The 12,654-nt window shown below is 37.2% G+C and carries 11 protein-coding genes; 1 reads left to right on the forward strand and 10 read right to left on the reverse strand.

Annotated features, from left to right (window positions below):
• Window positions 1-16: 16 nt before the first annotated feature.
• The 10 genes from IQ13_RS16840 to IQ13_RS16885 are packed head-to-tail and all read right to left on the reverse strand — an operon-like array spanning window position 17 to window position 11,688.
• A complete protein-coding gene (locus IQ13_RS16840; RefSeq protein ID WP_144887813.1) occupies window positions 17-712 on the reverse strand; it encodes a M48 family metallopeptidase in 696 nt (231 codons plus the stop codon).
• Window positions 712-3,936, reverse strand: a complete 3,225-nt coding sequence (locus IQ13_RS16845; protein WP_144887814.1) for a type I restriction endonuclease subunit R — start codon at window positions 3,934-3,936, stop codon at window positions 712-714. Before IQ13_RS16845 ends, IQ13_RS16840 begins: the two co-directional genes overlap by 1 nt.
• Complete coding sequence (locus tag IQ13_RS16850) at window positions 3,936-4,697, reverse strand: GGDEF domain-containing protein (protein WP_144887815.1); 762 nt, start codon at window positions 4,695-4,697, stop codon at window positions 3,936-3,938. Before IQ13_RS16850 ends, IQ13_RS16845 begins: the two co-directional genes overlap by 1 nt.
• 9 nt (window positions 4,698-4,706) lie before the next feature.
• Window positions 4,707-5,666 carry a CBASS cGAMP synthase gene (locus IQ13_RS16855; protein ID WP_144887816.1) on the reverse strand — a complete coding sequence of 320 codons (960 nt, stop codon included), beginning with the start codon at window positions 5,664-5,666 and terminating at the stop codon, window positions 4,707-4,709.
• Window positions 5,599-6,672, reverse strand: coding sequence for a CBASS cGAMP-activated phospholipase (locus IQ13_RS16860; protein WP_144887817.1), 1,074 nt, complete (start codon window positions 6,670-6,672; stop codon window positions 5,599-5,601). Before IQ13_RS16860 ends, IQ13_RS16855 begins: the two co-directional genes overlap by 68 nt.
• 1 nt (window position 6,673) lies before the next feature.
• Window positions 6,674-7,882, reverse strand: coding sequence for a restriction endonuclease subunit S (locus IQ13_RS16865; protein WP_144887818.1), 1,209 nt, complete (start codon window positions 7,880-7,882; stop codon window positions 6,674-6,676).
• Window positions 7,851-8,342: a type II CBASS E2 protein gene (locus IQ13_RS16870; protein WP_199758300.1), complete on the reverse strand. Its 492-nt coding sequence runs from the start codon at window positions 8,340-8,342 to the stop codon at window positions 7,851-7,853. The genes IQ13_RS16865 and IQ13_RS16870 overlap by 32 nt, the downstream gene beginning before the upstream one ends.
• Window positions 8,332-9,555: a nucleotidyltransferase domain-containing protein gene (locus IQ13_RS16875; protein WP_144887819.1), complete on the reverse strand. Its 1,224-nt coding sequence runs from the start codon at window positions 9,553-9,555 to the stop codon at window positions 8,332-8,334. The genes IQ13_RS16870 and IQ13_RS16875 overlap by 11 nt, the downstream gene beginning before the upstream one ends.
• A 1-nt stretch (window position 9,556) precedes the next feature.
• Window positions 9,557-11,125, reverse strand: coding sequence for a type I restriction-modification system subunit M (locus IQ13_RS16880; RefSeq protein ID WP_144887820.1), 1,569 nt, complete (start codon window positions 11,123-11,125; stop codon window positions 9,557-9,559).
• Between the two features lie 5 nt (window positions 11,126-11,130).
• Window positions 11,131-11,688: a restriction endonuclease subunit S gene (locus IQ13_RS16885; RefSeq protein ID WP_158637429.1), complete on the reverse strand. Its 558-nt coding sequence runs from the start codon at window positions 11,686-11,688 to the stop codon at window positions 11,131-11,133.
• A gap of 362 nt (window positions 11,689-12,050) precedes the next feature.
• Between IQ13_RS16885 and IQ13_RS16890 the strand changes: the two genes are divergently transcribed.
• On the forward strand, window positions 12,051-12,653 hold the full coding sequence (locus tag IQ13_RS16890) for a DUF6088 family protein (RefSeq protein ID WP_144887822.1): 603 nt from the start codon (window positions 12,051-12,053) through the stop codon (window positions 12,651-12,653).
• The last annotated feature ends 1 nt before the right edge of the window (window position 12,654 follow it).

A 12,654-nucleotide genomic window follows, 5' to 3' on the forward strand; every position in this document is an offset into this window, starting at 1 on the left:
AATAATATTGAAGCCCTTAAGCCAACATCTTTTCCAGCTTTTCTTTCCATTTCTCCCAATCCTTCATCTCTTTCGTTTGTAAATCAATAAACCGTTGTGTATGGTCATGGTGTATTAAATGGCAAAGCTCATGGATGATAACATACTCAATGCAGCCTTTGGGAGCTTTAATCAATTCGGGGTTAAGTATGATCTTTCCCTTTGGGGTGCAACTTCCCCAGCGGGTAGGCATATCTCTTAACTGAATGGACGTTGGTGCAACTTTGTATTTTTTGAAACGCTCAATCAAAGGACGGGCGATTAAATCAAACTTCACTTTGGAATTTTCCAAATACCATTCCTTCATCAACTTTTTTACTCTTGCTTTGTCAAGGGTTGTAACCTCAATGAATTTCCCTTTTAGCTTTACAGATTCAACACCTCCGTTTACTTGCTTCAAACGATATTGCCTTCCCATGTATAGGTGGGTTTCTCCACTTACAAATTTTCGCACTGGGGTTTTAGGCTGGAATGACAGGAAGAAACTTAGTTGTTTGATAACCCACGGTGCTTTTTTTGACAGCTTTTCCTTCACCTTCTCAACCGGAGTATCAACCGGAGCTTTTACCACAACTTCCATTTCAGGGGTCACAGTAATGCCAAGCGACTTTCTGTTTGAATAAGCGAGTGTAAAATCAATGCGCTTTGAGCCAAATTGAATATGTGAGGTCATTACTTATAACGGAGTTTGGCAACATCAATACATCTACCTGCAATAGTATCCATTTCACCGAACGACAAATCAATGTTGTACTTGTCTCTAACTTCATCAATGAGGTAATCACCAATATCAATAAGAAGCTTGCCCGTTATATTTGTCTTATCCTGCCAATCTACAACAGGCTTTCCTTTTTCTAAGACAGCCTTCTGAATCATTTCATCAATTTGTAAAGCGGCCTGTGTAGAAATTTCCCGTTTGATAATGTCATCCTGTAACTTATCGTCCAAAGCTTCCAGTGTTAAACCATAGAAAGCTTTCGCAACATCTTTATCATGTAGTACCTCCGGTATTTCACTATCTGTATGCGCCAGTACATTATTCATGATCTCTTCAACCTTACTCAAGAACTGAGCTTCACTTAATCGCTTTGCCTCATAGTCTGCTATTGTTTCTTTCAGCATTTGAGAAAACTTTTTATAGAAGGCTGGGTCTTCGTCCATCTTTTCGGTAATATGCTTTGCAGTTCTGCTTGCAATTTTATCTGCTTTCGCAGCTTTACCTGTTGTGTTTTCTACTTCCTGTTGAAATTTTTCTTTATCAAAGATGTTCACTAACTCAGTAATCACTTCAATTTTTTCTGTTGTAATATGGGTGTCAATCAACTTCTGAATCTGTCCTTCGTATTGTTTATAATTCACTTCATCGCTGTACCGTTCAATTACAGCAACACGAAGCTTCATAAACGTTGATAAGTCTTCTTTATATCTGTTGATGAGTGATTCATCAACATTACGATGGAACTGAATTGAGGAAAGCGAAAGTTTTAAGCTTTTAGCAAAGGAAGCAAGCTTATCATAAAAGACAACTCTTATTGCTTTATCCTTCAATAACAATTGATATGCCTCAGCATCCCGTTTGTTTTTTATGGTTTTAAAAATATCCCAAAGCTCTGAGTGCTTCTGCGGCAGTTTTTTTACCTCTTCCGTAATATTGATTAAAGTCCCAGCTAAGTCTTCGCTATCAAATTCTTCAAATGAAGAATACATTTTTAAAGCACTGTCAAGCTCTTCAATCACTCCGTAGTAATCAATAATGTACCCAAACTCTTTATCAGGATAAATCCGGTTTACCCTCGCTATTGCCTGTAAGAGTTTATGACCTTGCAGGTTTCTTGTGAGGTACAATACAGTATTCTTTGGCTCATCAAACCCAGTTAATAATTTATCAACTACAATAATTATTTCAGGGTCTTTTTGATTTTTAAACCGACTGATGAGATTTCGTTCATATGTTTTAGGATTGCCATGCTCTTCCATCATCTTACTCCAAAACCTATTTTCCCTTTCTGATGATTTGGCATAAGCACTATCTTCACCCTCCCTGTCATCCAATGGCGAAATCAAAACTTCACTTGATACTATGCCTATTTCATCCAAAAACTCTTTGTAACGAATTGCGTTTACCTTTTTATCGCAAACCAATTGTGCTTTAAATGGAGTTCCTTTCCAGTTATTTCTAAAATGCAGACTAATATCCCAGGCAATTGCATATATCTTTTGTTCTGCACCGTTTAACTGGTCGGCTCTTGTGAACTTATTTTTTAAATCGGCCTTTTGATAATCTGTTAAAGGTTCAGATACCATTTCAAAGAAGGTATCAATAGGGCTTTCATTTACCTGTTGTTTGGCAATTCTTCCTTCATATAAAAGAGGCACAACAGCTTTATCTGTTACAGCTTCATCAACAGTGTAAGAATCAATGATACCCCCAAACTTTTCTGCGGTGCTTTTATGCTTATGAAAAAGTGGAGTTCCGGTAAAAGCAATCAAACAGGCATTGGGTAAAGTTTTCTGCATGTCAATATTAAAAATTCCATGCTGCGTTCTGTGTCCTTCATCAACCAATACAAAAATATCGTAACTGTCAAGCGGCTGGTCAATTTTCTTAATTGCAGCAACAAACTTGTTGATAATGGTTGTCACAATAGCATCGCTTTTGCTTTCCAATAAATCAACCAACCGTTGGCCTGTTGTTGCATTTTCTACAAACTTGCCGCATTTCCGGAAAGTATTGGTGATCTGACTATCTAAATCTGTGCGGTCTGTTACCAATACAATTTTGGGGTTTTTAATGGTTGGTTCCATTGCAATTGCCTGTGCCAGCATCACCATTGTTAACGACTTACCACTTCCCTGTGTATGCCAAACAACACCACCTTTTCTTTTCCCGTTCTCTATTTGACGAATACGGTTCATTGATTTTTTGATAGCAAAATACTGTTGATACCTTGCTACTTTCTTTTCTCCATCATCAAACAACGTAAAATTGAAAGCCATTTCCATTAAACGAGAAGGGCTGCATAAGCTTAACAAATATTCATCCTGTACAGTTGGCAAAATTTCCTCTTGCTCCATCGCATCAAAATACTCTTGCACATACTTAAAGCGGTCGGAAAACAACTTTTCCTTGTGTGATGCTTCAAGCAGTTTGTTTTTGAGTTCAAGTAACTTTCTGCAATATGCATTTTCCTCATCAGCGTTCACAAATTTCTCCTGCCATTTTGCCCAAAATTTTTCGGGAGTTGCATTTGTTCCATATAAGCCATAATCTTTGGCAATACTTAATAAGAGCTGGCTGTACACATACAAACTCCGTATACCATCTTCCTGCTGGCTACGCAATTGCTGACTGATTGCCTGACTAAGCGGCTCTTTCATATCAGGCCGCTTACACTCAATAATGCAAAGCGGAATACCATTTACAAACAAAACAATATCCGGCCTGTAATGCTCTTTACTCGTGCTACGCATTACACTGTACTCTTCTGTTACATGAAACAGGTTGTTAGATATGTTTTTCCAGTCAACGTATTGAAGGGTAAAGCTCTTTTTATCACCATCAATCGATTGTTCTAAAGGCTTTCCTAATGTAAGGAGATTGTAAGCCGATTCACAAGCCGACATATACCCTTCGTTCATTGGTAAATCTTTCAAAGCAAGAATACCTCGTTCAATATTTTCGTCAGTAAAAATGCTGGTTTTAGTAGCACTGATTTTAATGCTGTTGATTTCTTTCAACTGCTTGCGCAAAATATCTTCAAGTATTACATTGCTTGATTTATTGCCACGTAGCCTGTCTGCCTCCGCAGGTGTTATGTAAGTATATCCTAACTTTTGCAACATTTGCAAAGCTGGTATCTGACTTATATGATCTTCTTTAAAGCTTGGTGTGTCCATTACACTATTGGTTTTGTACAGTTCTTTCCTTCTGCTTTTTTAGCTACGTTGAGAGCTTCAATAACCCTGTCTGTAAAAGATTTTAAGTCATCCTCTTTTTTGTATGCTGTTACTCCGCATGAAACAGTTAATTGATGATTCGAGTCATCTACTGAAAAGACTGCCTTTTCAACTAACTTTCTTTTTCTTTCTGCTGCTTGTGTTGCTTGGCTCAAATTTGTATCACTGGCAACTACTAAAAATTCGTCCCCTCTATTAAAGTAGCGAAACGTTTCGTCAGTTGCTCTTTTATCATTACCTAACATTTCCCCAACTTTTTTGAGAATCTGATCAGCAGTGCTAAAACCAAACTTGGTATTAAAGGCTTTAAAATCATCAATATCCAATATAATTATCGACAATGATTCGTCTTTCCGCTTGTATTCTTCGATTTTTTGATCTAAAAAATCTTTCAACGCCTTATGATTTTTAAGACCAGTCAATTCGTCTGTATAGTTATCCATTTGAACTTTTACAAGCTTTCGTTTAAACACCAAACCAACTATTAATGCGGTAACAATAATGAACATCAATGAAGCTATTATTAACCAATAAACGGATAAAAGATATTTAGTCGATAGCAAATCTTTTAAACCCGGAATCCAGTTTGTAGGAATCAACAATATCAAAAAAGACAACACCCATTTAAATAAATCATAAACGCCATTAGATATTGCGTCTTCTTTAAACTTGCCTAAGAAATTGCCTTTTTGTTTTCCCATGAGTTATGATTAAATGATTGGAAATTTATCCCCAAATTGTTGCAACCAAATATTCGAAGCCTTTAATTGACTGTCCTGCTGCAATGCTTCTTCTGCATCCCTGATAAGTACGTTGAATGCCTCTTTGAAATTTGACTTCTGTGTGTAATCTAACTTTGCCAAAAAATCATCTCCTGGAGTAGCAGGATTTCTACTGATTGTTTCCCAGAAAAATGAGTTTCTGATTGCCTTTGCTGTTTCATAAAATGCAATGTCATCTCTTAGGTTTGCTTTATAGTAAGTGGCTACCCAAATGGAAAATGCAATGCCACTTGGCATTCTTTTATTTCTTTGTCCCGCCCACGCTTTGAAATATTTGACCAATCGAAGCAATTGCCCTCCTTTGTCTTTTTCCTTGCGTTGTTTTTCAAACCAATCACATAGCTCCTTTGGATCGCTTTCTTGCCATTTTGTTTTTGTAGCAAGAAAGGGATGTTTATCATATAAGGTTTTGTAATATACTGGCAAGTCTATATCAAAATCTCCTTTGTAAATTACCCTAATGCATTTATCTCTGTGTTCAATGCCTGAAACTGTTTGATCTTTCACAGCATCAGCTACATATTTTTGTAAAGTAATTGGTTCAACAGATGGCTTGGTAAGAAAGTACACACCTAAGTCTACATCATAGCTGCCATCTTTTTTGACTACCATCGTTTTCATTTTATAAGAACCTTGTATGTAGAACTTGGGTACAGGCAAAGTCGTTTTGGTTTTGAAATACTCTATAATTCTTCTTTGTAATGCCTGACGAGATGCAATTAGTTTATTCTTCCTCGGAAGTGTAAGAGAAATTGCTTGTTCAAATTTCAGAAATTGATTGTGGGTATTTGCCATATCATTATATTTTATTTCCTCATCGCTAAACAGTTTTTTGAGTATCAGCCCACCGACTGCCACTCCCAAAACTCTTAATAATATTGGTAGCATTATTTTGAAATTCTATTGTTGCTTTTTCTGCAAGCTTTTTAAGTTTATCCTTATCGGTTTCATCCATTTCAATTAAACAACTTTCATCTAATTGAGTATCTATACGAATGTATCCGAAGTTATCTGGTTCTCTTCTGTCAATACCATTTTTTAAAATGCTGATTAAGTTTTGAACTTGTTGGGTTTGTCCCTGCATAAATACATCAATCAACCTTTTCTTACCATCTTCAAGCATCCAATATTTAATGCCATACTTGACACGATGCTTTTTCTTCTTATCTAAACCGGCATCACAAAATCGTTGATGCCCAGTTCCGATAGATAGTACCGATATGTCCTTTAACTCAAGATTGAAAGCCTTTTTGGCTTCAATGATTCCATTTAGTGTTGGGTTATTAGCAAATACACCTCCATCCACTTTGTTTTGAAATGGCTTTTCAAGTCCGTTTAAATCAATGTAAGAACTGGAATAAGGATCAAAGTAAGTTGGAGCTGCAGACGTTGCCAGCGCTGCTTGATAGGCGGGAATATGATAATCCCTAACAAAAGATTCATGGTATTTACTTTTTAAAACCGAAGGTCTGCCTTCCATTAAATCGTAAATAGGAATTGCCACATGTGTTTTACAATGCTTTAACCTTGGGTCTTCTCCATCTTCTCCGTTGTGGTATGCTTTATATTTTTCTTTTACCAATTTTTCTAATTCGTCACGTGTATGTGCAGCATATTTGAAGCGCTTTAGAAAGCCTTTTTTCTTTCCAAAAATAGTTTGTGCATTGTTCAAGTAGAGTTCGTAAATTTCTTTTGCAGGAATACCTAATGCCAATGCAATAGCCATAATGCCTCCGGTAGATGTACCGCAGATCAAATCAAAGTTTTGAAAAACTTGCCATTTCTCAACTCCTTTGGCTTTAAGTTCTGATTCATAATTGGCTAAAAGCATAGCAGGGAATACACCTCTTATACCCCCTCCGTCAATAGACAATATTTTAAAAGATTCTGACATATTACTTAATTCTTGTTTTACCAGTTAATAATTGTTGCATCAACCCTTTCTTCTTTTGTCTCAGCTTCTCAACCTTAGACTTCAAAAGTGATATTTCTTTATCTGCCATTAGCAAAATTTTGGCAATGGCGGCTTGTTCTTCAAGCGATGGTAGATGGATTTTAATAATGGAAAAAGCATCCCAACGTAGTCCCCCCCTGCGATCAATCGATCCCTCCATTCTGTTTTGATATTGATAAACCAATGGGTGAGATTTCAACAGTCTATAAAAGAAATGGTCATTAACAGATTTGTCAGTTTTAAAAACAGTGTACATTGGGCTTATCAAAGCCTCATCGTAGGATTCCTGATAACCAATACTTCCTTCTTCAATATGGTTTGTAGCGTAAGCAAAATGATTTTTAGGTACAATCTTGTAAGGACTAACATCATCCGCAAAAATCCTTCTGCCAAAGTATTCAAGCGAAGGAACAAGTCCGCTATATTTCGTGCAAGACAACACTGTTAATTGTTTATCAGTTTTATTTCTAATACTGACTTCGTTTGCTATATCACGAATGTGTACTTCCTTCCACTCTTCTGCAAAACCTTCAATGCGTTTTTTCCCCGTCAGCAATTGCTTTATGAGCCATTTTTTGCGGAGCTCTTTTTGAACGATGAGCAGCTCAACAATCTTTATATTAAGATCACATGAACCCAAAATGGCTGCAATAGCTTTTTGCTCAAATATTGGGGGAAGTGGAATTGGGATGTTCTCAAGCGAGTTTTTGGTTAGCTTATATCTTCCAGCTCCTTGTCTTGTTAGATATGGAGTTAATTCCTTATGATTGAAATAATAAAAAAACCATTCGGTGATATTCTTAGAGCCTTTGATTACATGAGCATGATTATTTACATTAAACTTTCCCTCAACAAGAAGAGTCATGGGCAACTCTTTCCATTTTAAAAAATGATCGCCATCTTCACCAATCAAGACGTATTTCCCATCTAACCTATATTCATTAATATAGTCCTGAACCTTAGTTGGTCCATAGTATGGATATATGCCTTTTATTTTCTTGCGTTCCTCTTCGCTTATGGGAAACCTTAAGTTGTTGCATATCTCAAACGCTACTCCAACAGTGCTAATTTCCCAATCAGCCGGAATCAAAAGATTATAAAAAGTCTTTTTATCTTCTTCAACTTTGTTTTTTCCTGCTGCTTGCTTCATCTATTGTTTCTTTTTGTTTGTCAGCTTGTTTTTCAACTCCGGTTTCGTTGTGTATACCGCCACCTTGCCATGTGCCAGTACAAAGCCATATTTCATAGTGACAGAGCCATTCACATGCCCAAGGCACAACGGTGTCTGCTACGAGCATATTGCTGTTCCATTCTTTTGCTTTTCTATAGTAGAGGCAGAGCCATTGCTTCTCAGTATCATAAACATGAGGAAGTGTTGATTCTCCCGGAAATAGAATAAGCTTCGGAGCAACCACATAAACGTTCGGATTTTCACCCCTTACATAATGAAGTTTGACCTCATAAATACTACTCAACGGTGTTGGGGTTATGCTACTTTCCCACGTTAATTCATTTTGCGAAAAACGAATAGTAGAACTGGGAAAAACAGATCGAAGCCTTCCCGCTTGTACACCCATATTTAAACTGTGGTGTTTTAACTTACTTGCCATGAAAATTATGTCCTTTTATCGTTGTTCCTACATTACCAATAGTTCCAGTTCCCGCAGCCATTTTCAGAATACCACTTTCTCTTTGTTGAAATTTTTGTGCACCGTAGTTGCTGAAAGTTTTCGTAACAGCTTCTTTACCGAAAGGCTTAATCATTGATTCGCTGATAAATTGCTGCCCTCTTCCTTTTTGACCGAGTACGTTGTTTAAATCCTTTTTCAACTCCTCTAACCACCTATAGAAATTCTTTTGCCTTTGCGGATATTCTACCCATTTGTCAGCAAAGTTTTCCTGTTCATTAACGGGATTTACTACCCATTTTATTGACTTTCCATGTCTTGCAGACCACCGATCTTCGATGAAGTCTGTCATATTGTTTACAACATTGATTAGTCCTTCAATAATATTTGTTTCCCTTCCGTAAGCTTTTGCAGCCAATGTTGTAATAATGATTGAAATTGGCTTATCATCATCGCCATTAAACATCATGTCTCGATGCCTTTTTAAGATTTGTACAATGCGTTGTAAAGGCATTTTCTTTGTTTGATAGTTTGGTACGGGCTGAATAGATTCGCTAAGCAGCCTAATCTCCTGAAGCGCAGTTTTTGAACGCTCCTGAAACCAAATTGCATATCCAAAAGGATTGCTTTTCATCCACTCTTGAAGATTAGAAGATGTTCTGTAAATGGGTGATGTATTATCTGTAATTCTAACACCTAATCGTTCAGCATCGGAAAAGTCATTATTAGAAAAGGCTTTTTCAAGAATAGCTTTATATCCAGCAACAACCACGGAAGGAAGAACGTCTAAGTGAAATTTTGCTGAGTCAGCGTACTGTAACGTCCAACACCTTCTGCCATCAGGCTTCTTGAGTAGTCGTTCAAGCATCTTGTTTGATTTTAACCGATCACCTACCATATGCTTTAGGCCATACTGTGTTAAACCTGGCCTTACTTTTTCAAGTTTACATACAAGGTCAATATCAAGTTCATCATCCTCGTGGATGGGCTTTATCATTGTTTGCAATAAAAAAGATCCTTGCGGCAAAATTTCCGGGCTGTAATCTGCCAATGGTGAATCTTTTTGCGATAGCCATTCTGCAACATGCGTATAACTTGTTACTGCTGCATTATATTGGGTTTCTGTTATGTCAAGTGTTTTACCCAGTTCTTCCAAAATATCACTGAATTGTTGCTTTTGTTCAATTGTTAGCATATTATATTGTTTTTATTTGTTTAAGGTATTTTTCCATTTCAGCCTGTACGCTTTTCAATTCCTCTTCAAGCAGGTTAATCTCACGTTGCACTTCTTCAATATCAACTTCCGGTTCTTCTTCAAACGTATCTACGTAACGAGGTATATTCAAATTAAAATCGTTGTCTTTAATTTCTGCCAGTGTAGCAACATAGCTAAACCTTTCTTCAACAACACCAGCCGGAAGTTGCCCCTGATTAAACTTTCGATAAGTAGATACAATATCTTCAATGTGCTTTGTGTTGAGTTTATTTTGATTTTTACCGCTATCATACCTTTGGCTTGCATCAATAAATATCACGTTGGTGTTATCGCCTTTGGCTTTATTGAAAATTATTATTGCCGCAGGTATGCCTGTTCCAAAAAACAGGTTAGCAGGCAAACCAATTACAGCTTCAAGCAGGTTTTCTTCAATCGTTTTCTGCCTTATTTTACCCTCACTTGCACCACGAAACAATACGCCATGTGGCACAACCACACCTGCCTTTCCTTGCTCATTCAATGTTTCAATCATGTGGCTGATAAAAGCCCAATCACCTTTGCTCTTTGGTGGTACGCCACGCCAAAACCTGTTATAACGATCTGTTTCCGGGTCGTACGAAACGGTTTTCTTCTCTTCGTCTTTGTCTTCCACCTTTCCCCATTTATCCAATGAGAAAGGAGGGTTAGCAACAACTGTATCAAACTTCATCAGTTCATCACCCACTTTCAGTTTTGGGTTGCGTATTGTATCACCCCAGCGGATTACAGCATTATCAAAGCCATGCAGGAACATATTCATTACAGCCAAAGCCCAGGTGCTGCCGTTTGCCTCCTGACCATACAATGAAAAATTATCTGAACCTACTTCCTCACCAGCTTTAATAAGTAAGGAAGCAGACCCGCAGGTAGGGTCGCATATACGTGATCCCGGTTTTGATTTTGTGAGTTTTGCCAGCAAGGTTGATACTTCCTTTGGCGTAAAAAATTCACCAGCTTTTTTGCCCGCATCACTGGCAAAGTTTTCAATGAGGAACATATAAGCGCCCCCAATGATGTCAACACCATCTAAATGTGATGGACGAAGATCAAGCGCATCTTTATTGAAATCAAGCAACAGGTTTTTCAGCCTTGTATTTTTGTCCTTTGGTTCACCCAGTTTGCTGCTGTTAAAATCAATGTTCTGGAAAATACCTGCACCATCTTCACTGTACAGCTTCTCCCTGTTTGCTTCTTCCAAATCAACCAAAGCAATATTAATTAGCTCACCGATATTTGTTTCGTTGCGGTTATTGTACAAATATTTGAAATGGCTGTTCTCAGGAACTACAAAACGCTCATGCTGCATGGCACGTTTTGCACGTTCAACATCACCGTTGTACTTTTTCAGGTAAGTTTCCATTTTATCATCATGTACATCACTGAGGTACTTGATAAAAAGCATGGTTAGCACATAATCTTTGTAAACGCTTGGGTCAATGCTGCCACGAAATGTATCGCAAGCTTTCCAAACTGCATCGTTAATATCTTTCTGTGTTATTTTCTTTGACATATCTTCTATTTTAATGTATTAAAAATTTGTTGTTGAATTAATTGTTCACGCAATGCTTCTATTTTCCTGTACAACCAGCTTTCACGTTGTTGTAATGAGGCAATATGTAAAATTGCTTGCTGCTGTTCAACGCTCGGCACGGGAATTTCCAGTTCGTCCAAAACAGTTTTTGAAATAGAGACAATGGACGAACCAATTGCCTGTTCTTTCAAAAATGTCATTGTTGTTGGATGATTTAAATACCAAGCTAAATATGCAGGGAGAATACCGTTTTGGTAAAGCCTGATTACAAAAAACGAAGTGGAAGCTACCGCTGGAGGATTATGGCTTTCATAGATAGCAGCAAAGTTTTTTGCTCCTTTGGCAGCAAAAAGAATATCGCCTTGTTTAAGCAGGTGTTTTTCAGTAACTTTATTTGCTTTGAGATCGGGGTGCAAAGCCTCTTGAAGATGTCCATTTTCATCAAAATGCTTCACCTGCAAATAGGTAACATTCCCCGCCTGTTCAGGCTTGGCAAAGAGCCCTGTTTGAAGTTTTGCAATATCTTTAATTTTATGTCTCACAAATTTATATTTAAGTATTGGGACTACAAAAATGAGATATTGCTGTCAAATCTCCAAGCTATTTTATATTTATTTTGAAGTAGCCGTTCTACAAATATTGACATAATATTCTATTCAATTGAATTATAGCGTTTTGTAGCTTGGATATTTTTCAAATTTATCAATAAAAATCTGCTGAATTGTTCGTCTCTAAGGTTTATAACTCCTCCTTTTTTTGAAAGTTAATAGAAAAATATAAGTATGGATATTGATATTCGATATTCAAGAATAGCAGCAATTTAAGATTGGCATGTCACAATTATTACTAAATATGTGACATTATTTGTACTAAAATGTCACAATTATTACTAAATTTGTGACAAATGGAAAAGGCTCATACAATTATAAACAACTCACTTTCAAAGAAAAAGCCGGGAGAATTGCTTTTTCTATCTGATTTCAAGGGTGCAGGTTCAGATGCAGCCATCAGGCAAAGTCTTTCACGGCTTGTGCGGGCAGGCAGAATAAAAAGGATAGCGCATGGTATCTATTATTTACCGAAAACAGATCCCCTGCTGGGCGAACTACATCCTTCTGCCGAAGAAATAGCACAAAAAATAGCGGCGAAAGAAAGGGTGCGCATTCAACCATCGGGTGCTTATGCTCTTAATAAGCTGGGACTGAGTACACAGGTACCTACCAGGTTAGTGTATTTAACCGATGGACCTCAAAGACTGATTACAGTGGGTAAAATGAAAATCAGGTTCAAGGCTACAACAGCAAAAAAGCTCTCTCTGAAAGGTGACCTGAGCAAGTTAATTATTCTGGCACTTGATGAACTGGATTTAAAAAATATGGATGAGCGGAGGGAAGCAAGAATCAAGGATCTGTTGTTAAAAGAAGATCCCAAAAAACTTAAGCATGATTTGTCGCTTGCACCAGGCCGTACACATGATTATATTGTAAAACTTTTAAAGCAGAAATAGG

The sequence above is a fragment of the Lacibacter cauensis genome (genome assembly GCF_007830055.1).
Classification (GTDB): domain Bacteria; phylum Bacteroidota; class Bacteroidia; order Chitinophagales; family Chitinophagaceae; genus Lacibacter; species Lacibacter cauensis.

Bases quoted from the DNA above. Each gene is read 5' to 3' on its own strand.
- IQ13_RS16890 (WP_144887822.1), top strand. From the start codon at position 12,051: ATGGAAAAGGCTCATACAATTATAAACAACTCACTTTCAAAGAAAAAG.
- IQ13_RS16870 (WP_199758300.1), bottom strand. From the start codon at position 8,342: ATGGCAAGTAAGTTAAAACACCACAGTTTAAATATGGGTGTACAAGCG.
- IQ13_RS16865 (WP_144887818.1), bottom strand. From the start codon at position 7,882: ATGAAGCAAGCAGCAGGAAAAAACAAAGTTGAAGAAGATAAAAAGACT.
- IQ13_RS16880 (WP_144887820.1), bottom strand. From the start codon at position 11,125: ATGTCAAAGAAAATAACACAGAAAGATATTAACGATGCAGTTTGGAAA.
- IQ13_RS16875 (WP_144887819.1), bottom strand. From the start codon at position 9,555: ATGCTAACAATTGAACAAAAGCAACAATTCAGTGATATTTTGGAAGAA.
- IQ13_RS16855 (WP_144887816.1), bottom strand. From the start codon at position 5,666: ATGCTACCAATATTATTAAGAGTTTTGGGAGTGGCAGTCGGTGGGCTG.
- IQ13_RS16840 (WP_144887813.1), bottom strand. From the start codon at position 712: ATGACCTCACATATTCAATTTGGCTCAAAGCGCATTGATTTTACACTC.
- IQ13_RS16850 (WP_144887815.1), bottom strand. From the start codon at position 4,697: ATGGGAAAACAAAAAGGCAATTTCTTAGGCAAGTTTAAAGAAGACGCA.
- IQ13_RS16860 (WP_144887817.1), bottom strand. From the start codon at position 6,672: ATGTCAGAATCTTTTAAAATATTGTCTATTGACGGAGGGGGTATAAGA.
- IQ13_RS16845 (WP_144887814.1), bottom strand. From the start codon at position 3,936: ATGGACACACCAAGCTTTAAAGAAGATCATATAAGTCAGATACCAGCT.